This is a genomic window from Coleofasciculaceae cyanobacterium (genome assembly GCA_036703275.1).
Taxonomy (GTDB): domain Bacteria; phylum Cyanobacteriota; class Cyanobacteriia; order Cyanobacteriales; family Xenococcaceae; genus Waterburya.
Map to the genome: position 1 here is coordinate 1 of DATNPK010000004.1, position 20,350 is coordinate 20,350.

Below are 20,350 nucleotides of genomic sequence, written 5' to 3' on the forward strand. Positions count from 1 at the left end.
GCAAAAGATTGAGCGCGAGACACGGCGAATTTAGTTCGCCATGTGTAATCGCGCTGTTGAGAGAAAGCATCTGACTTTGAGGAATAGAATTAAAAGATTACACAGAAAAACAATCTGCTTTTCTAAGCTTACTCAGATGCACGATCTAGTGATTGGTTTGTATATTAATAAGTATGAGTTTGGCAGAGATATTTGATTAATTCAACATCTTTGCTACACTACCAATGAGATCGTGGGCAAGCGAAGAATTACAGTATGCTGCACTGCCAGATAAAAGATTAAATCACAGACTAATCAAAATTGTCGAAAATTTAGCGGGACAGCCTCATGAGAGTGTTCCTCAAGCAAGCGGGGATTGGGCAAATACGAAAGCGACATATAATTTTTGGAACTCATCACGAATAAAAGCAGAAGACATAATTCAAGCACATCAAAAACAGACTGTACAAAGAGCTTCAACAGAAAATATTGTTTTGGCAATACAAGATACAAGCGATTTTAACTTTACTCATCACCGAGCAAAAACTGAAGATAAAGGGTTTGGCATGACTTGCGCTCAGAAATATGTCAGAGGACTTAAAGTTCATTCTCTGATGATATCAAGTAGCCAAGGAGTACCGTTGGGAATATTGGAGCAACAAATATGGACAAGACCAGTTAAAGCTCAGAAGAAGAAAAAAACAAGAGGGAGTATTTTAAACAAAGAAAGCCGAAGATGGTTAACTGGTTTAGTGAGTGCAGAATTAGCAATTCCCTCAACCACAACAGTTGTAACGGTAACAGATAGAGAGGGAGATATCTATGATTTGTTTGCCCTCAAAAGAGAACCGAATTCCGAGCTGTTGATTAGAGCCAAACACAATCGGCGAATCAATCATGAACTCAAATTTGTCCGAGAAGCAATTGTTCAAGTTCCTTCAACTGGTCAGTTAAAGATTTTAGTTCCCCGCCAAGACGAGAGAAAATCGCGGACTGCTAATTTGACAATTCGCCACGCTAGTTTCGACTTTCCACCACCAATTAATCGCGCTAGAAGTTTTCAAAGTCAGTCGGTTACTTTAAATGTGATTTCTGCATTAGAAGATAATCCAAACCCAGAAGTGAAACCTATTCAATGGCTTTTGCTCACCACTTTGTTAATTAATAACTTTGAATCTGCTGTTCGTTATATTCGTTGGTACACTTATCGTTGGCTCATTGAACGTTATCATTATGTTTTGAAAAGTGGTTGTCGCGTCGAGCAACTTCAATTAAAGACTGCCGAACGAATCAAAAAAGCCTTAGCTACTTATACTATTGTTGCTTGGCGATTGCTTTGGCTTATTTATCAGACTAGAGAAAATCCTTTTCTTTCTTGCGATACTATTCTCGAAACTCATGAATGGCAATCTCTTTACTGTCATTTTCAAGGTTTTCCTCTAGCTGAAGAACCTCCTTCGATTAAACAAGCTGTAATTTGGATTGCTCAACTTGGAGGCTTTTTAAATCGTCGACATGATGGTTCTCCTGGAGTTAAAACTCTTTAGAGAGGGCTACAAAGATTACAGGATATTGCTTCTACTTAGAAGTTGCTGCATTCGTCTGATAACCAGGATTTGTAGACTTATGGGTAAATCCATAGTACATTTAACTGCTCATCTTCCATTTCAGCCCTTTGTCACCCCGTGAGATTTTTTGCAACAGAGCCCAGGTTAATCTAGTTTAACCCTGCTTTTAATCAAAGCTTTTTTAATAGCTTGAACATTTAGATGCTTGACATCTTCTACAATATAGTTATTAACTACCAACTCATTCTCAGGCGTTATTAAAGCAACATGGCTATCTTTCAAGACGTATTCTTGGAGGGACTGAACAAGATATAATTCTTGGGAAGTAATAGGAATTAATTCGTAATAAGAACCGTTTCTAATCGATGCGTAAGCCAAAATATCTTCAATAAAATATTTTTCGTCCACATTATAAACAACTTTCCATCCATAATTGGCGGAAATTAATTGTTCTAGCGTATATAAGTCATCAAAACTATGTTTACTTTCTGCAGTAGCCCTTGTCATTTTTGTAGTACTTAAATATTGCATATATTCTTAATATTCCCCAAATATATTCTTAATATTCCCCAAGTAACTCTTGTAACTCTCTAAATTTAAAGTTTTAATAACAAAAATTTACATATCGAAGATGAAAAGTCAAAGAACTTTTCATCTTGGCTGCCTGACACATCTATGTCAATCTTATATTTTCCGTGGAAATTGAATTTTGTTAGTACAGTACTTAATGCTTACAAGCGATCGCTTTATTAGAAAGTGTCTTTGGCACTTAAAAGAAAGAATCTATACCCCAAAAGGGTTTTAGGTACTTGTGTCAGGCAGCCAGTTTTTCATCTTGGTATTTTTTGTAAATTGGATTTGGTATTGTCCTCTAGAGAATCTTTTAGGATTAGCAGCCGAAATGTGAGGAAAATAAGAGAAGAACTATAATATTTATCGACATTATGTAAAAGACTTAATAGATATCTATATATAAATTCAGCCCTAATATATTCTCACGTTTTAGATAAAAGTTGGCTTTTCAGGTCGATACATCGTTGTTAATATTATCTAACAAATATTATATCTGTCTCATGCTTTACTATCTTTTTAAAACTGTACTCGCAATCTCCCAAATTATTATGTATTCAGTAACGCCATAGGTAATTTTCGTAACATCCTCCCAACGCTAACTCTTTGAGTATAGCGTGGGCGCACCCTTACTCACGATTAGGCATTGCTCCCCTAACAACCGAGGTTGAGTTGCGCCACTTATCTAGAACCAAGTTCCCCGACAGTACGACTCAAGAGTGCCAATTTGTTGCTTTTCGGGAGTCCCCCGATACGTTTCTTGACCTCGGTTACAAATATTCCTGACCAGAGGCAATATCTCGATCTACAACATAACCACACTCATCACACTTACTTATCCGAACGCTTAGATCTTTTCTTACTGTAGCCCTACAGTTTGGACAAGTTTGAGATGTTCCACGATGATCTACTCGACCAACAAACACATCTCGCTTTCTAGCCACATATTCTAAGATTGTTCGTTAGTTGTCCAAAAGAAGCATCAATTGTGCTTGCCCAACATTCTTTTAGCCATAATACGGAAGTCACAATCCTCAACATAGATTGTATTTGCCATATCACAAAGTTTATGGGCAAGTTTAACTTACGGGAGAAATAGCCTCCTCATCTAATAAAACTTTATTCGCTTTGGCTACAGTTTGATTGGCAGCCAAAAGACGGCTCAGACTATCAATCATATAGTTGCTTTCTTCTAAAGCGCGACAGGTTTCTTGTCCGAAGAAACTAGAGGCAACCTCAAACTCTTCGCTTAAAGCAGTGCGATCGCTTTTTTCTACTAGTTCCGCTAAGCGGCTGTAGGTAGCGGCTAATCGACTAATTACTTGGGGGCGTTCCTCTAGTGACATCAGATTCAAATATAGGGACGCATCCCCAGCAAATAAGCGACCAACTAGATCGAGCTGCATTCGGTAGAGAGGGCTAGCAAATTCTAAAGTACGAGACAGATCGATTTCTTCTTCGGCTAAGAATGCCCCCAGACCAAAAGTACAAAAGTGTCTGATTGCCTGCACAATGCCCATCATGCGATCGTGTTCTTGGGGCGTACACCAGATCGCTTTGCCACCTTTATTGGCGATAAAATCTAGAAACCACTGATAGGCTTGCTGCTGCCGACCAGGACAAACCACCACATTTTGCGCTAAAAACGAGTCAATTCCCGGACCGAACATTGGATGCAAGCCAAGTACTGGTCCAGGGTGGCGATCGAGCATCGCCTGTACTATAGGCGTTTTAATGCTAGTAACGTCTGCTAGTGTAGTTGAAGCGGTAAGGTATCGAGCAGTTTTTTCAATAATCGGTACTGTTTGTTCTATAGGAACGCTAACTATTACTAAGTCTGCTGTTCCTAATAGCTGTTGAGCATTGCCCCAATCATTCCGTCCTAGAACATTTACATAATGACCAGACAACGATAGCTGCTCGACGAAAAAGCTTCCCATCTGACCGCGCCCGCCAATTACTGTCACTCGTCGTGGCTTAACAGTCGGAGAACAAGAGGTAGCAGTGCTGGCAGCAGCACAGTTGATAGTTAGATTTTGCCAAATAAATTCAGGAATGCCAGCTTGAGCGAGCAAGCTAGTGACCTCTGGGCGATCGCCACAACCATTATGTTGGGAACGCGTCAAACAAGAAATTTTTTTGCCCAGCAGCTTAATGAGTTCGCGATCGATTTGCTCTAGAGTTTCTGACACTGGATTTACCTCTCCTGATAATGATTGAAGCTAATAGCTAGGACGAAGCTGTCTATTAAACAAGTGCTGCAGCAGGTTGTTGCCAGCGATCTATCGCTTTACCAACAATAGCCAGTTCCTGAGTCAGTAGATCGAAGCGATCTGGAGTCAGACATTGAGGTCCATCAGACAGAGCTTTAGCAGGGTTGGGGTGAACCTCAATCATCAGAGCATCTGTGCCGACAGCGATCGCCGCTTTTGCCATCGTCGGAACAAACGCAGCTACCCCGATACCGTGGCTGGGATCGATCGCGATCGGTAGATGAGTTAAGGAGCGCAGTACTGGCACGACGGAAAGGTCTAGTGTATTACGAGTGTATTTGCGATCAAAGGTACGAATACCGCGTTCGCATAAAATAACGTTGGCATTGCCAGCCGCCAGGATATATTCAGCCGCCATCAGCCAGTCATCGATGGTGGCAGCCATAGCGCGCTTGAGCAGCACTGGCTTATCTTGCGCTCCCACTTTCTTTAGCAGCGAAAAGTTCTGCATATTTCTAGCACCAATTTGTATAATATCAGCCACCTCGACGATCTTATCAAGATCGGCTGTATCCATTACCTCTGTAATTATTCCAAGTCCTGACACTTCTCGCGCTTTCGCTAGCAGATCCAACGCGCTTTCGCCGTGACCTTGGAAAGAATAGGGAGAAGTACGAGGCTTGTATGCCCCACCCCGCAGGAACTTGGCTCCTGCTGCCTTAACTCGCTGCGCCGTTTCAACAATCATCGTTTCGTTTTCTACCGAGCAGGGACCAGCTATCAGCACGACGGGCTGATTTTCTCCAAAGGTGACAGGACCGTTAGGAGTAGGTACAACTATCTCGCTTGCTTCTCCATGACGATACTCGCGGCTGACACGTTTGAAGGGTTTTTCGACTGGCAAAACCTGCTCGATCCAAGGACTCACTTCCTGCACCAGTAGCGGGTCGAGCTCTGCCGTATCGCCAATCATGCCGATTACGACCTTATGCTTACCGGCGATTTTTTCCGGCGTTACCTTCCAGGTAGTACTTAGCTGTAAACAAATCCGATTAATTTCTTGTTCTGGCGTACCAGATTTAACAACAACGATCATGTTTAAATTCCTTTGATTTTACTTGTTAAATACAGTGAGTTCAGCCCACTTCGATTTAAATTTGTTGGTAGATTCTATTTACCGAAGAAATTGAGCCAATTCTTCCAACTTTCTCCAGGCTTCTCCACTTTGCAGCACCTCTTTAGCCAGGGCAAAACCCCGCGCAAAATTATCAAGACTAGGCTCTGTGCCGATGGCTTCGCCAACAAAAAGTGCTAGAGCGGCGTTCAAAGCAACCACATCCTGCTGTGCCTGAGTGCCACTACCTTGAAGCACTGCCCTTAGAATATTCGCGTTTTCCTGCACGTTGCCACCTCGCAATGCCGCCGTGGGAGCGCTTTTAATGCCGAGTTCTTTCGGGTCTAATTCAATTAAGCTTACCCGATCGGTGGCGATCGCCAGATCGTTAGTATTTGCCAATCCTGCCTCATCTAATCTTTCCCGTCCGTAAACCACAATCGCTCTGGTTCCCAGTTGAGATAAAACTTCCGCAAACGTTTCTACCAATGCCGGGTCGCTCACTCCAATCACTTGTCCGGTGGGCTGTAAAGGATTGACGAGCGGACCTAGTAAATTAAAGATGGTGCGTATCTTTAGGGTTTTTCGCAGGGGAGCAACGGCTTTGAGGGCAGGGTGCCAGCCAGGAGCAAACAGAAAAGTAATGCCTACCTCCCTCACCGCCCTCTGAACCTTTTCCGGTTCAGCCTTCAAATTCACTCCCAGAGCTTCTAGGACATCTGCTGAGCCAGTTTTACTCGATGCAGAGCGATTGCCGTGTTTAGCCACCTTCAGCCCAACCGCAGCCGCTACAAAAGCAACCGCCGTAGAAATATTAAAGGTTGATGCTCCATCTCCTCCTGTACCGCAGGTATCAATTAACGGAGAAGTATTCCTTAAAGAGTCTTGGAGTCGTACTGACCAACGCTCACTCGCAAGCCGAGAATACGCTCCGTCTGGCGTTTCACGCCAGGGAACGAGTGACTGGGAGTGCAAAACCTGAACCATACCTAGAAGTTCTTGAGCGGACACGCCTTTTGCCTGAAACGCTGCTAGAATCGCCCCCGATAGGACGGTCGGAATCGATTCTGTCAGCCATCCCTGCATCAAATCGGCCGCTCGATCGACCGAAAGCGATTGTCTGTCTAGCAATTGTTGCAGCAAACTCGACCAGTTGGAGGAGTCAGACGTTGACGATGGCTTTTGGGCAACGGGAGTTTCTACCATAAGTCAATTTCATTACCGATCGTGTGTGTAATTAAAGTGTGGGGGTAGGGGTAGGGAATCCCCATGAGATCGAAAACTTCCCTATCTTGGTGCGCGACGCGAAGCTAGTCCTTTAGGGCGTTCCCTAGCGAATTTTTAATCCACGGGGTCGCACCGCTATTTCCTGTTTCTCGTTCCCTAGTTTAGATTCCATAATTTGGCAACGGTTTGCACGTCTTTGTCCCCGCGTCCCGAACAGTTAATGACAATTCGAGGACTTCCTTCTAACTGCGGACAAAGGGTTTCTAAATAAGCAAAGGCGTGAGCCGTTTCCAAAGCCGGAATAATTCCCTCTAGTTTAGACACGCGTTCAAAAGCTTTTAGAGCCTGCTCGTCGGTAACGCTGTAGTACTCAGCGCGTCCACTATCTTTTAAATAACTATGCTCTGGTCCAACGCCAGGATAGTCTAATCCAGCACTAATTGAGTGCGCCTCGATCACCTGACCTTCATCGCTTTGAAGTAGGTAGCTCATAGCACCGTGCAAAACGCCAACTCGTCCTCTGGTTAAGGTAGCAGCGTGCTTTTCAGTTTCAACGCCTTCCCCAGCTGCTTCAACGCCGATGAGACGTACTAGCGGTTCGTTAACAAATTCGTGGAAGAGTCCCATCGCATTAGAACCGCCACCGACGCAGGCGAGCAGAATATCTGGCAATCCTTCCCATTTTTCTCGTGCCTGAGCGCGGGTTTCCGTGCCGATCATGGCGTGAAAATCTCGAACTAACTGGGGATAAGGGTGAGGTCCGGCAACAGAGCCAAGAATGTAGTGTGTGTTCTCTACGTTTGTTACCCAGTCACGGATTGCTTCACTAGTAGCGTCTTTAAGCGTTCCCGTGCCTGCGGATACAGGAGCAACGGTTGCGCCCATCAACTTCATGCGGAACACGTTGAGTGCCTGACGCTCCATGTCGTGGATGCCCATATAGACGACGCACTCTAACCCAAATCGAGCGCAGGCAGTAGCGGTGGCTACTCCGTGCTGTCCGGCTCCCGTTTCAGCAATAATGCGCTGTTTGCCCATGCGCTTTGCCAGAAGTACCTGCGCTATGGCATTGTTGATCTTGTGAGCACCCGTGTGGTTTAAGTCTTCGCGCTTTAGATAGATTTGCGGTCCGCTACCGTCTGCTTTAGCGTAGTGAGCGGTGAGTCGCTCGGCGAAGTAGAGAGGAGTGGGACGACCAACATAATCTTGCAGTAAATGTTGCAGTTCTGCTTGGAAGCTTGGCTCGTTGCGGTACTGTTTAAAAGCAGTTTCTAACTCCGCAAGAGCAGGCATCAGAGTTTCTGGCACGTACTTGCCGCCGAACTGTCCAAATCGACCCATGGGGTCGGGACGAGATTGTGTTGTTGTTTGAGTATCTTGCGTATTAACCATTTTTTATCCTCTAAATTTATACCTATTACCTATTACCTCCGCGTAGCGGTACTAGGCTGAAATGACTTTTTCTGACACTGGGGCGATCGCTTCTTTGAGTTCTTGGCAGAGAGACTCAATTGCTTGTAATCCCTCGCTTGGCGTGCCCTGAGCTAACCGTTTAACGAAAGCACTACCAGCAATGACCCCATCGGCTCCCCAGTCCTTAACCTGGCGAGCCTGTTCGCTGCCAGAAATACCAAAGCCAACGCCGATTGGTTTATCGGTCATTTGGTGCATTTGCTGAAGCAAGTCTTTAACCCGTCCCTGAACTTGCGATCGCACGCCCGTAACCCCCGTAACGCTTACTAAATAAATGAATCCCTGAGACTTTTGGGCGATCTTTTCGATCCGCTCCTTAGAAGAGGTCGGAGCAACTAACAAAATTACTTCAACGCCGACGCTGGCAGCCGTTTCTAAAAGCTCGGCAGACTCATCGACAGGAAGATCGGGAACGACTAATCCCCGCACTCCTACTTGGAAGATTTGCTCCATAAACGGCTTGATGCCTAGGTTTAGAATTAGGTTATAGTAAGTGAAAAGAATGATTGGTGCCTGTAGGTCAGGACTCACCGACTCGACGAGCTTTAGCACCTGCTCCAAATTAACCCCCTTCTCTAAAGCGCGGGTAGCAGCTGCTTGAATCACGGGTCCATCGGCTAGTGGGTCTGAGTAGGGAACTCCTAGCTCAATCATATCAGCGCCGTTGCGGTCTAGCACCCGTAGCGCCTCGGCTGTCGTTTCCAGGTCTGGATCTCCAGCCGTGATAAAGGGAATGAGAGCGCACTGCGGTTGCGATCGCAGAGTTTGAAAGCGTTGAGAAATTGAAGTCATTTTTACGATTAGTAGCTGTTAGTTATTAATTTCAATATTGATTAACTTCTGCGGAAATTAATTGAGATTAAATCTCTGCACCGTGGGCAATAGGGGCGCTATTTGGTGACTGTACTGCTCCCTTTTCTTCATTCAGAATTTTGCGGACGGCCTGTTCTATATCTGATTGCTTGACTAAAGACTCTCCAATCAGAACAGCGCGGGCTCCGGCTTGAGACACCCGCTCTAAATCGGCTCGCTCGAACAAACCCGACTCGCTGACTACCGTTATCCCCTTACTGTCTATTTGTTCTCGTTGCTGCTGGATTAATTGCTCGGTGGTTTCAAGATCGACAGTAAAGTTTTCTAAATCGCGGTTATTGATTCCTAGCAGGCGCAAGTTAGATAGAGACAGGGCGCGATCGAGTTCTGCGGCTGTATGCACTTCTACCAGTGCCGTCATGCCTAGAGAGTCGATCGCGTTTAAAAAGTCTTGCAGGTCGCAATCGCTTAAAATAGCAACGATAAGCAGCACTGCATCGGCTCCTGCCGCTCGCGCTAAGTGAATTTGGTAGGGGTCGATGATAAACTCCTTGCACAGCAGCGGTAAAGATACGCTGCGACGAACTAAGCGCAGATTATCGAAACTCCCCTGAAAGAAGGCGCGATCGCTTAGCACCGACAAGCAGGCAGCACCAGCTCGTTCATAGGCTTGGGCAATACTAATGGGATCGAAATCTGCCCGAATGATTCCCTTACTTGGCGAAGCCTTTTTAACCTCGGCAATTAAGCTTGGGTGGCTAGGGCTTTCCTGTAAAGCTAAGAGAAAGTTTCTCGCTGGCGACACTGCCCGAACTTGGCTTTTTAGCTCGGAAAGAGGAAGCGAAGCCTGCATCTGAGCTACTTCTCGCTCTTTGTGCCAAACAATTTTTTCGAGGATGTGACGCGGTTCGGTATTCGGAGCCGCAATTGGGTAGTCTTTTACTGCTTGGTGAGGCGATCGACGACGAATCCGCATAGTGAATGAAAACTGTTTTTCTATAAGTCATTATTGTTTTTTTCGCAAAGGTGCAAGTTACCCACCGATGACAGCAAACTACCAACCAATTAGCTGACAGATATAGCCGACTTTGTCAGTCTCGATTTGGCGTAGCTTTGAATCACGTTCTCAATAATCGACAAGCCAACTCCACTCCCCAGGGTCATAATCGACTCTGGGTGGAACTGGACGCCGGCGATCGCCTGAGTTTTATGTTCGATTGCCATAATCACGCCATCTTCCGACAGTGCTGTTACCCTAAGTTGCTCGGGCAAACGGTCTTTGAGGGCAAACAGGGAGTGGTATCGACCGACCTCAAAAGACTTCGGAACGTTGTTAAAGAGTGCCGAATCTTCAACAATGTTAATGACAGATGTCTTACCGTGCTGGGGATAATCTAGGATACCAAGTTCGCCTCCAAACGCTTCGACAATGCTTTGCAGCCCTAAACAAACACCAAAAATCGGCAGCTCGCGGCGGACGCAGCTCATGACGGTTTCGGGAACGCCAAAGTCACTTGGTTTGCCAGGACCAGGCGAAAAAACGACGAGATCGGGAGATTCGCGATCAAATACTGATGCGGGAAAACCGTGACGCAGGGTAGTGACAATCGCCCCAGCTTGACGCAGGTAGTTAGCTAAAGTGTGTACGAAGGAGTCTTCGTAGTCGATCAGCAGCACTCGCTTTTGAACTTGGGACTGGGGGGATTGACTGCTAATATTGGCTTTGGCAGTTTTCTCAGTCTCAACCGTCTGACCAGCATCGCAAAGGGTCTGAAAAAGGGCAGCAGCTTTGGTGAGAGTTTCCTGTTCTTCGGCGGCGGGATCTGAGTCATACAGAACAGTTGCTCCCACCCGTACTTCGGCAATTGAATCTTTAAGTCGCATTGTCCTCAGTGTTAAGCCTGTATTTATGTTGCCGTTAAAGGCTAACCAGCCTACAGCACCGCCGTACCAGCGCCGAGGGCTGTGTTCGCGCTCCTCAATGAACTGCATGGCAGAGCGCTTTGGCGCGCCTGTGACGGTGACAGCCCAGGTGTGGGTTAGGAAAGCATCTAGGGCATCAAATTCAGGACGCAGGATCCCTTCGACGTGATCGACGGTATGGATGAGGTGGCTATACACCTCTACCTGACGGCGACCAATTACCTGTACCGATCCTGGCTCGCAGATCCGAGACTTGTCGTTGCGGTCTACGTCAGTACACATAGTTAGCTCTGCTGCGTCTTTATGAGAGTTGAGCAGCAGCCGAATCTGAGCAGCATCACCGATCGCATCGACACCGCGACCAATCGTACCGCTAATCGGGCAGGTTTCTACGTATTTGCCCTCTACCCGCACAAACATTTCTGGAGAAGCACCGATCAGGTATTCTCCCCCCAAATTAAGCAAGAAGCCGTAAGGACTCGGATTGATTTGCTGTAAAGTACGGAATAAATCTGTAGGCGAGGCTACGCAGGCTCTATAGAAGTTCTGACTCGGAACAACTTCAAATAAATCACCGCGACGGAAGTATTCTAAAGCTTCTATCACTTTATCAGCATACTCGCCAGGTACGTGATCCGATTCCCGTTCGGGCGTTAGCCGCTGTCCCCGATAGTCGATAAACTCGCCAGTACGAGGTATTCCTTCAGTACCGCCGTGTCCAGTTTCAAACTCGTACTGATAACGGTAGGCTTGCTCAAGATAGTAGTCTATAACAAACAGCTCGTCAGGCAGATATAGCAGCAAATCTTGCTGGTCAGTAGGCCGATCGCGATGTTTAGCAATTGACTCGAATTGAAAGACTAAATCGTAGCCAAACGCTCCATAAAGTCCCAGGTTTTCGTCTTCGTTGCTGTAGAAGGTTTGAGAAATTTCGCGGACAACACTAAACGCAGAAGGTTGCTTACTTCGTTCCTCTTCAGTAAAAGACTGGCTTGCCTGCTCAATAAAACCAACAAGGCGATCGTCTTCTAATAAAACCTCTTGAAGCTGCGGATGTAGAGAAAGGTGCTCTGCTAGGTAGGGCAAAAGAACTCTACCCCGTTCGTTAAGAGCTTTCCAGGTAAAGTTGCGATCGCGCGTTGTCAGCTCTAAAGGCGGATTGACAAATCCAATTGCCCACCGTTTGTATCGTCCAGGATATTCATAGCTACTAGCAAATAAGCCTCCCCGTTGAGAATCTAGACACGACAGAACAGATTCTATAGCATCGTCCATTTGCATCTCAACGGCAGAGCGAGAGACGTGAATGCCGCCTTGGGTCGTGTAGGAATGAAACTTCATACTCATAGAGAACTTTTATATGAAAAAGGTAATTGATAGCGATCGCGTTTGTACGAGAGCCAACGCACCAAAATAAATTCTGGAAAATTGGTGCGTCGGATTGCTGAAGAAACTTCAGCAATAGGAGACGCAGTGATTTCACGTTTAGAAACCCTAATAATGTTGCCGATGTTTTGCAACATAACAATTATTTAAGTTTTACTTCAATGAACAATCTTTAGAATGGCTTACCAATTTTTTTGCTTTTCAACTTCTGTATCGCTAAATACGTTTTTCTCTTTAAATTCTTTAGATTTCACTCATTTTTTTCATAAAATCTACCTTTAGAAAGAAGCGCAATTTAATTTTTTAAATATTTATTATTTTGTATCAAATTAACATTAACTAAACAAACATCAACTGAACAAAAATAGGTACAGCAGCATTATTTTTGCTATTTGGTGATACCTACGCTACATAGAAATAATCGAAACAATAGAAAGCTCAATCAAAAGATTATTCATTGTTTCCTCACATAATATTTCTTAAGCTCTTTGTGAAGCAAAATTGACATTGTTCTGAATTCTTGAGTTCCAAAAACGAGGAGCGATGTGCTTTTAAATAGAGCACCCTTAATGGTGATTGCTAATAATTGCACGGTTGTACCTACAGAGGCTTTGGCGATCGCGAGCGACATGACTATCGCGTTTTGCAATTCTGTCAGTGCGATGAGGTGCGATTAGCATTGGCAAACACTCGATTGCGTTTCTGACGATTTTTACAGGCATTTATTTTTACAGGCATTTATTTCAAACTTATGGAAGAAACATTGAACGCATCGACAACCGAACCAACATCGATTCCGAGTGCTGGAGGCGATAGTGCTCCTGAAGCCAACAGCAACAATCCCTTCGATTCCTTCAACCCCGATACCGATGGTAGCCCCTTTACCGACAGCGATGATGTTGTTAATGAAACTACCGAAGGCGTTGAAGATATGTCCTTTGGTGGAGGTGGTTCGATGATGAACACCGATTTCAATGGTATTGACACTGGTTCTGGCAATACCGACAACGGTAATGGCAACAACTTTTATGGAAATGACAACCTTGCTGACGGTAATGGTAACTGGAGTTTTGGGGACGGCAATCAGATCCAAGGAAACGGTAACTGGAATTTAAACGAAGAAGGCGGTACTCCCTTCAACTCCATTTTTGAAGGGGAGAACAATCCTCTTACTGGCGGCAATCCGTTAGGTGTTGGCGAAGAGGGCGGTATTCCAGCAGATGCACTTGGAGGTAATAACCCAATCTTTGCTGGCGGTAGCACTACGCCAACTCCAGTTGGCGAAGGTGAGACACCAGATACGGCAGAAAATCCAACTGGCAACCAAAACACTGTTAATGGTAACGGGAACTGGAATTTTGGTAGCGATAACGACACTTCTGGGAACGGTAACTGGAACTTTGGCGACGGCAACGTTGTTACCGACGGCAACGGCAATTGGAACCTTGGAGATGACAACGAAGTTAGCGGCAACGGCAATCGTCCGAGCGGTAACGACAACAGTATCTCTGGTAACAGTAATCGCGTCGCTGGTGACGGCAACAGCATTAACGGCAATCGCTTTAATTTAGACGAAGACAATTCAAACATATTGGGTAATGCCGACCGCTACTTCCAAACAGATGCAGAGGGCAATGTCGCTTTAGTTAGCGATGAATCTGCTGGCGATCCTAACTACGATTTTGACGGAGTGGTTGAAGCATCTGAGAATGGCGAAGGCGAACCTGAAGATGACGGTTCGGCAGGTCAGAATGTTATCGACCAAGTTTACGGAAGCTTGTCTGAATCTGGTACAGATTCTTTACCAGGTAGCGGCAGTGTTGCTGGTGGCGGTGCCCCTAGCGAAGGCGGCGAATCCCCCATGATGGGCGGAAGCTCGACTGGCGGTGGAAACCCCTTCGGCAGTGAAGGCAGTGAATCCTCCATGATGGGCGGTGGCTCGACTGGTGGCGAATCCCCCATGATGGGCGGTGGCAGTGCTGGCGGTGGTAGTCCCTTCGGCGGTGGCGCTGGTGGTGCTGGCGGTGGCTCTACTGGCAGTCCTATCGGCGGTGGTGCCCCTAGCGAAGGCGGCGAATCCCCCATGATGGGCGGTAGCTCGACTGGCAGTCCTATCGGCGGTGGCGCTCCTAATAGCAATACAAACCCTGATTACGACTTCAGTACTTTTGAACCAAGTGGTGAAGGCGATCCAAACGAATTAATTAGACAAAGTCCTTTTGGTCCCCTGTTAGATCTTCCTGGCATCGACGGTGTAGAAGATATCTTTGGTAACGTCGGTGGTGGCGGAGAAAACCCCTTCGGCGGTGGTAGTGGCGCTGGCAGTGCTGGCAGTGAATCCTCGATGATGGGCGGTGGCTCGACTGGCGGCGAATCCCCTATGATGGGCGGCGGAAGCTCGATGATGGGTGGTGCCCCTAGTGAAGGCGGTGAATCCTCCATGATGGGTGGCGGTAGCTCCATGATGGGCGGCGGTAGCTCCATGATGGGCGGTGCCCCTAGTGAAGGCGGTGAATCCTCCATGATGGGTGGCGGTAGCTCCATGATGGGTGGCGGTAGCTCCATGATGGGTGGCGGTAGCTCCATGATGGGCGGTGCCCCTAGTGAAGGCGGTGAATCCTCCATGATGGGCGGTGGCGCTCCTAACAGCAATACCAACCCCGATTACGACTACGACTTCAGCGCTTTTAAACAAACTGGTGAAGGCAGCGAATCCTCCATGATCGGCGGTAGCTCGACTGGCGGTGAATCCCCTATGATGGGCGGCGGAAGCTCGATGATGGGCGGTGCCCCTAGTGAAGGCGGTGAATCCTCCATGATCGGCGGTGGAAGCTCGATGATGGGTGGCGGTAGCTCGATGATGGGTGGCGGTAGCTCGATGATGGGCGGCGGTAGCTCGATGATGGGCGGTGCCCCTAGTGAAGGCGGTGAATCCTCCATGATCGGCGGTGCCCCTAGTGAAGGCGGTGGCTCTATGGGCGGCGGTTCAATGGGCGGCAGCGGCGAGTCTGGCGGAGGGCAGCCTAATATCGGACCCTTCTCTCGTTTACTAGATATTGAGGGCGTTAATGGCGTGGAAGATATCTTTGGTAACGTCGGCGGTGCTGGCGGTGAATCCCCCATGATGGGCGGTAGCTCGACTGGCGGTGAATCCCCTATGATGGGCGGTAGCTCGACTGGCGGTGAATCCCCTATGATGGGCGGTATCTCGACTGGCGGTGCTGGTTCTAGCAATCCTTTTGCTAACTTCAACCCATTAGAAGAGGGCAATCCTTTTATTGAAGGAGACGAGCCGAATGTTTCTTTCGGCGGTGCTGGTGGTGATAGCGTTGCACAAGCCGAAGGTGGCGAATCTCCCATGATGGGCGGTGGTGCTGGCGGCGGTAGTCCCTTCGGTGGTGGCGATGCTGATGCTGGTGGTGCTGGCGGTCCTAGCAGTCTTCCTGAAACTGGTGAAGTAGCTATTGGCGAACCAGGAAGCTATGTGGTCAGAGATGATAAAGGCAACTGGTATACCGGTGAAGATGATGTTGTCAGCGAAGATGACACTTCTCTCTCTAACCCAGAAATTCCTAATGTCGATTCTGAAGATGGTGGCAATCCTTTTGGCGGCAATCCTTTTGAATTCGACCCGACAGCAGATTCTTCCGATTCTTCTAATGTTCCTGCTGGAGATATTTTCCTTGAGGGCGAAGTTCCCGAAGGTCTTTCTGACGAGGAACTTGCCGTTTCTAGTGGCGTAGCTGACAGCGAAGATACGCCTGCTGAAGATAGTAATTCTTTTGAAGGTAATCCTATGGAATCTAATTCTGACTATAACGGGGATTTTGATTTTGCCAGTTCTGGCAGTCTTTACCAAGATTCTCCCGCAAGCGATGGCGGTGCTTCCGAACTCGCAGATGAAGAACCATTGTTTAATGAGATTGATTTTCAAAATCTTCAGGCAAACGATGGAGAAAACATCGATGCTTCTGTCAGTGAAGTTCCTGTTTTCAATGCTGAAACCAACGAATTACTGCTTCCCAACGGCGTTAAAGTCAACCCCTCTAACGAAGATGGCGAACTCGATATTTTGCTCGATGCTCCTGTCTTTAACGAGGACGGTTCAGAGGCTGGCAATCTTAAGATATCTTTCCCTGATTATGTTGAAGACTACTATAGTTCTGTTTTCAATAGCGATGACATGCTAGAAGTCTTTGGCGGTAGCGGATCTGAAATTTTCAGCTCCGAAATCTCTGACATTGAGGGTAATTCTAATCTATCCGGCGTTGGTACTCCTGTCTTGGGAGAAGATAATGTGCTGCAAGTTCCTGGTGCCTTTGCAATTGACCTTTCTGGACTCAACATGAACAACGAGTCAGTTATTTGAGGTAATTCATTAGCCGACTCAAATCTAATCACCTAAACAAATTAGGGTCGCACTGGCAAATATGCAATGCGACCCTGTTACTATACGTTCACATAAATCGGGATTTTCTCGCTACGGCTCGATCGACGCACTATTCTCCTCATTAATCGAATAAGAAGCAATGACTGATAATTTAATGGAACTATCCTCATTTAAAACTAAGAAAACTGCCGATAGAAACGGTAATGGTAAAAAGGCAATCGCACCCCAAACTAGCAATAATGGCAAGGAGATTCCGCAACTGACTGTAGCTCAGGCTCTTGTCAAAGTTTTAGAAGGCTTAGGAGTTAAAGAAGCGTTTGGCGTTTCTGGAGGCGCAATGGCTATGCTTTGGAGCGCTCTGTCCAATAGCCCTGCCATTGATGTTCTGCACTGCCGCCACGAGGGAGGAGCTGCCTTTGCTGCAACTGAGGCTCACTTTGCTTGCGATCGCCCTATTGTTGTATTTACTACCGCAGGTCCCGGCATTACCAATGCTCTCACCGGACTGCTGGCAGCACGGGACGAGGGAGCAAAGGTCATTCACCTCTCAGCCTGTACCTCAGCTCCGCAGCGCGGACGTTGGGCAATTCAGGAAACGAGCGACCAGACAATTCCTCAAGGCGGAATTTTTACCTCTGGTGCTTTGTTTAACTATGCAACCGTTTTGGAATCGCCTCAGCAGCTTCCCCAAATCGCCCGCAGATTAGCACTTGGTTTGGCACAGCCAGGCGGTTTCGTAGCTCATATTAGTATTCCGACTAGCATTCAGTCTACCCCTATTGAAACTTCTATCCCTGAAATTAACCTAGCTCCTGCGCTTCCAGTTCCCAGCCAGGAAACGGTGGAGATGGCAGCACGGCTACTCTCCGAAGGAGCCTTTGCAATATGGGCTGGTTTTGGCGCGCGGAAGGCAGCCGCAGCGATCCGCGAATTCGCAGAAAGAACCGGAGCCGCTGTTATGTGCTCTCCTCGCGGAAAGAGCATTTTCCCCGAAAACCATCCGCAGTATGTGGGTGTAACAGGCTTAGGCGGTCATGAATCGGTGATGAACTACATGCAGGAGTACTCGCCTCAACGCATTCTGGTACTAGGAACCCGCCTTGGTGAACCGACTTCCTTCTGGAGTAAAGATATGATTCCCGCTAAAGGGTTTATCCACGTCGATGTCGATCCGAAAGTTCCGGGTGTCGCTTTTCCGTTTGCAAAGACTTTACCGATTATTGCGGATGCCAATATTTTTGTGAAGGCACTGCTCGAGCACTTCCCCGAGCAAACTGAGCAAAACATCGCTCTACCAAATCCCGAACGGAATGAGATCGCTCCAGCTGAAAGCAACTTAGTTAGACCAGAAATCTTGATGCAGGCGATTCAGCGAATTGTCGTTGAGGGCAGCGATGCAGTCGTTCTGTCTGAGTCGGGAAATTCTTTTACCTGGACGACTAATCTACTGAGATTTCCCCAAGCCAATCGTTACCGAGTCAGTACGGGGGTTGGCTCGATGGGTCACAACGTCACTGGAGTTGTTGGCACTGCCAGAGGTCGTAATGGTAAAGCTGTTGCGATCGTAGGCGATGGCTCGATGCTGATGAATAGCGAGGTTAGTACGGCTGTTAAGTACCAGCTTCCGACTGTTTGGATCGTTCTCAATGATGCCTACTATAATATGTGCAATCAAGGCATGGCTCTCCTGGGTATGAAAGGGGCGGATGCCAAACTACCAGACACAAATTTTAGCTCGATCGCTCGCGGCATGGGCGCAGAAGGTATCCGCGTAGAAGCTGAGGCTGGGCTTGAGGCAGCTTTAGAAAAAGCGATGGCGGCAACGGGTCCGGTGGTCGTTGATGTCACTGTCGATCCCACTCGCTTTGCACCCTCTAAAGGACGCAACAAGAGCCTCAGCGCTCAGGGCGTTAAATCTAGCAAGGAGCAAGAGAAGAAAGAAGAGCGACGAGTTTCATTTCCGTTAGTTTAAGTGCTAGCGTACCTGGTTTTCCTAAGTTAGGGCTTAGGGGATTGGCTTTACTTCCAATGCCCCTCTCCTAGTGACTATTTTTAACCTTCATCGCTGATGTGGCAGTTTGGCAAGTTAAAGCGATCGCTTAGGCGAAAGTCTAAAGTTTTTAGGGGTCATAGCAGCTAATAATCTTTTGTTCGATCTGACTTTTTTTTGTTTGCACTGACATTTTATATGCCAGCTTATTTATCGATCTACGTAAATTCAACTAAATTGTTTAGTCGTTCACCTAAAGAATCGTCACTTTATCAAAAGATAGTTAATTGGCATGGCTTATTACATCCTGTAACCTTTATACAAAAGCGTAGGTTTTTTGAGGCTTGTCTCACAAAACAACAGTGATATATCTCTCGAATTCTACTCGTAAACTACTGTCTCGCTTGAACTTTCAAGAATAGGGATTAAACATAAAAAATTTAGGTAAACCCGATTTTACTTAAATAGATCGAGATAGGAAATAAAGTTTATTGACGATAAAAAAATAGGAAAAGCCAGCTTGTCTTTTCTCAATTCAATTGCCGAAAGCTTGAATTCCCTTACTTATAGCGACTAATAAACTTACTTAATGACTACTAATAACAGCCAGGTGTTAGCTGAATCAGGTGTAAAAGGAGAGCGGCGTGGAGCTTTTTGAAACTGTTACACAAATGGGTCACGAACAAGTTGTTTTTTGCCACAACCCAGAACTAAATTTAAAGGCAATAATTGCGATTCACGATGCTAGCCTGGGTTCTGCTATGGGTGCAACTCGCTTGTGGCCATATGCTAGTGAAGCCGATGCTCTGCGAGATGTTCTTCGCCTTAGTCGCGGCATGACCTACAAGGCAGCCTGTGCCAACATTCCCGTTGGTGGCGGTAAAGCCGTAATTATTGCCGATCCAAAAGCTAAAACCAGCGAGCTTTTGAGAGCCTATGGACGCTTTGTTGACAGCTTAAACGGACGTTTTATCACTGGACAGGATGTAAATCTTTCTCCCAGCGACGTGCGGGAAATCTGTCAGGAAACCAAGTATGTTGTTGGAGTATTAGAGAAATCTGGAGGACCTGCTTCTATAACAGCACATGGAGTCTTGTTTGGGATAAAAGCGGCGGTAGAGTTTGGCTTACAAAAAGGACTTGACGAGCTAAAGATAGCTATTCAGGGACTAGGAAATGTTGGCAGCAATCTGTGTAAGCTTCTTTATGAGAAGGGAGCAACTCTTTTTGTCACTGATATTAATCCAGAAAGAACGGCAGAAATTAAGCGTCTTTACAAAGCCACAGTTGTAGACCCCGATGAGATTTATTCGCTCGATGTTGATGTCTTTTGCCCCTGTGCTTTAGGAGCAACTTTAAACGACTCAACTATTCCTTTGCTCAAAGCCTCAATTGTTGCAGGAGCTGCTAACAATCAGCTTGAAAACGAACAGCTACACAGCAAACTCCTTAAATCTAAAGGAATTTTATACTGTCCCGACTACGTTATTAATGCTGGAGGCTTAATCAACGTTTACAACGAAATGATTGGCTACGAGGAAGACAAAGCTTTTAAACAGCTAAACGGCATTTATAACACCTTGCTAGAAATATTCAACATTGCCGAGCAACAAGACATCACTACTTTTGAAGCTGCTCAAAAACTAGCAGAAGAGCGCATCAAAAAAGCGAGATTGCAAAAGGCGACAAAGGAACACTAACGAA

Annotated in this window: 15 protein-coding genes; 4 read left to right on the top strand and 11 right to left on the bottom strand. The window is 46.5% G+C overall.

The window, feature by feature from the left end; genetic code table 11:
- Nucleotides 1-224 precede the first annotated feature (224 nt).
- The gene (locus V6C71_00175) at nt 225-1,526 is read left to right on the top strand and encodes an IS4 family transposase (GenBank protein HEY9766907.1); all 1,302 of its coding nucleotides are present in this window, start codon (nt 225-227) and stop codon (nt 1,524-1,526) included.
- Nucleotides 1,527-1,691: 165 nt separating this feature from the next.
- Here the strand turns inward: V6C71_00175 and V6C71_00180 are convergent, their stop codons facing one another.
- The 11 genes from V6C71_00180 to V6C71_00230 all read right to left on the bottom strand — a co-directional run bounded on the left by V6C71_00180 (nt 1,692) and on the right by V6C71_00230 (nt 12,988).
- Entirely contained in the window at nt 1,692-2,054 is a 363-nt protein-coding gene (locus V6C71_00180) for a hypothetical protein (protein ID HEY9766908.1), read from the bottom strand.
- 833 nt (nt 2,055-2,887) lie between these two features.
- A complete protein-coding gene (locus V6C71_00185) occupies nt 2,888-3,061 on the bottom strand; it encodes a zinc ribbon domain-containing protein (protein ID HEY9766909.1) in 174 nt (57 codons plus the stop codon).
- Between the two features lie 135 nt (nt 3,062-3,196).
- Nucleotides 3,197-4,309 carry a bifunctional chorismate mutase/prephenate dehydrogenase gene (tyrA, locus tag V6C71_00190; GenBank protein HEY9766910.1) on the bottom strand — a complete coding sequence of 371 codons (1,113 nt, stop codon included), beginning with the start codon at nt 4,307-4,309 and terminating at the stop codon, nt 3,197-3,199.
- Between the two features lie 55 nt (nt 4,310-4,364).
- On the bottom strand, nt 4,365-5,426 hold the full coding sequence (aroF, locus tag V6C71_00195) for a 3-deoxy-7-phosphoheptulonate synthase (protein HEY9766911.1): 1,062 nt from the start codon (nt 5,424-5,426) through the stop codon (nt 4,365-4,367).
- Nucleotides 5,427-5,504: 78 nt separating this feature from the next.
- Nucleotides 5,505-6,650, bottom strand: coding sequence for an anthranilate phosphoribosyltransferase (trpD, locus tag V6C71_00200; GenBank protein HEY9766912.1), 1,146 nt, complete (start codon nt 6,648-6,650; stop codon nt 5,505-5,507).
- Between the two features lie 177 nt (nt 6,651-6,827).
- Complete coding sequence (gene trpB / locus V6C71_00205; protein ID HEY9766913.1) at nt 6,828-8,063, bottom strand: tryptophan synthase subunit beta; 1,236 nt, start codon at nt 8,061-8,063, stop codon at nt 6,828-6,830.
- A 51-nt stretch (nt 8,064-8,114) separates the two neighbouring features.
- A complete protein-coding gene (gene trpA / locus V6C71_00210; protein HEY9766914.1) occupies nt 8,115-8,936 on the bottom strand; it encodes a tryptophan synthase subunit alpha in 822 nt (273 codons plus the stop codon).
- A gap of 67 nt (nt 8,937-9,003) precedes the next feature.
- Nucleotides 9,004-9,933 (bottom strand): indole-3-glycerol phosphate synthase TrpC, encoded by a 930-nt coding sequence (gene trpC / locus V6C71_00215; protein ID HEY9766915.1) that lies wholly within the window; start codon nt 9,931-9,933, stop codon nt 9,004-9,006.
- Nucleotides 9,934-10,022: 89 nt separating this feature from the next.
- Entirely contained in the window at nt 10,023-12,221 is a 2,199-nt protein-coding gene (locus tag V6C71_00220; protein ID HEY9766916.1) for an anthranilate synthase, read from the bottom strand.
- Between the two features lie 2 nt (nt 12,222-12,223).
- Entirely contained in the window at nt 12,224-12,403 is a 180-nt protein-coding gene (locus V6C71_00225) for a hypothetical protein (GenBank protein ID HEY9766917.1), read from the bottom strand.
- Between the two features lie 429 nt (nt 12,404-12,832).
- Nucleotides 12,833-12,988, bottom strand: a complete 156-nt coding sequence (locus tag V6C71_00230; GenBank protein HEY9766918.1) for a hypothetical protein — start codon at nt 12,986-12,988, stop codon at nt 12,833-12,835.
- Between the two features lie 29 nt (nt 12,989-13,017).
- Here V6C71_00230 and V6C71_00235 point away from each other — a divergent pair, with 29 nt between their 5' ends.
- The 3 genes from V6C71_00235 to scyB all read left to right on the top strand — a co-directional run bounded on the left by V6C71_00235 (nt 13,018) and on the right by scyB (nt 20,346).
- Nucleotides 13,018-16,635, top strand: coding sequence for a hypothetical protein (locus V6C71_00235; GenBank protein HEY9766919.1), 3,618 nt, complete (start codon nt 13,018-13,020; stop codon nt 16,633-16,635).
- Between the two features lie 160 nt (nt 16,636-16,795).
- Complete coding sequence (locus V6C71_00240; protein HEY9766920.1) at nt 16,796-18,628, top strand: thiamine pyrophosphate-dependent enzyme; 1,833 nt, start codon at nt 16,796-16,798, stop codon at nt 18,626-18,628.
- A 662-nt stretch (nt 18,629-19,290) separates the two neighbouring features.
- A complete protein-coding gene (scyB, locus tag V6C71_00245; protein ID HEY9766921.1) occupies nt 19,291-20,346 on the top strand; it encodes a tryptophan dehydrogenase ScyB in 1,056 nt (351 codons plus the stop codon).
- Nucleotides 20,347-20,350: the final 4 nt, after the last annotated feature.

Bases quoted from the DNA above. Each gene is read 5' to 3' on its own strand.
- V6C71_00180 (HEY9766908.1), bottom strand. From the start codon at position 2,054: ATGACAAGGGCTACTGCAGAAAGTAAACATAGTTTTGATGACTTATAT.
- trpA (HEY9766914.1), bottom strand. From the start codon at position 8,936: ATGACTTCAATTTCTCAACGCTTTCAAACTCTGCGATCGCAACCGCAG.
- trpC (HEY9766915.1), bottom strand. From the start codon at position 9,933: ATGCGGATTCGTCGTCGATCGCCTCACCAAGCAGTAAAAGACTACCCA.
- V6C71_00175 (HEY9766907.1), top strand. From the start codon at position 225: ATGAGATCGTGGGCAAGCGAAGAATTACAGTATGCTGCACTGCCAGAT.
- V6C71_00240 (HEY9766920.1), top strand. From the start codon at position 16,796: ATGACTGATAATTTAATGGAACTATCCTCATTTAAAACTAAGAAAACT.
- V6C71_00235 (HEY9766919.1), top strand. From the start codon at position 13,018: ATGGAAGAAACATTGAACGCATCGACAACCGAACCAACATCGATTCCG.
- V6C71_00230 (HEY9766918.1), bottom strand. From the start codon at position 12,988: ATGCCTGTAAAAATCGTCAGAAACGCAATCGAGTGTTTGCCAATGCTA.
- V6C71_00225 (HEY9766917.1), bottom strand. From the start codon at position 12,403: ATGTTGCAAAACATCGGCAACATTATTAGGGTTTCTAAACGTGAAATC.
- V6C71_00220 (HEY9766916.1), bottom strand. From the start codon at position 12,221: ATGAAGTTTCATTCCTACACGACCCAAGGCGGCATTCACGTCTCTCGC.
- aroF (HEY9766911.1), bottom strand. From the start codon at position 5,426: ATGATCGTTGTTGTTAAATCTGGTACGCCAGAACAAGAAATTAATCGG.
- trpB (HEY9766913.1), bottom strand. From the start codon at position 8,063: ATGGTTAATACGCAAGATACTCAAACAACAACACAATCTCGTCCCGAC.
- trpD (HEY9766912.1), bottom strand. From the start codon at position 6,650: ATGGTAGAAACTCCCGTTGCCCAAAAGCCATCGTCAACGTCTGACTCC.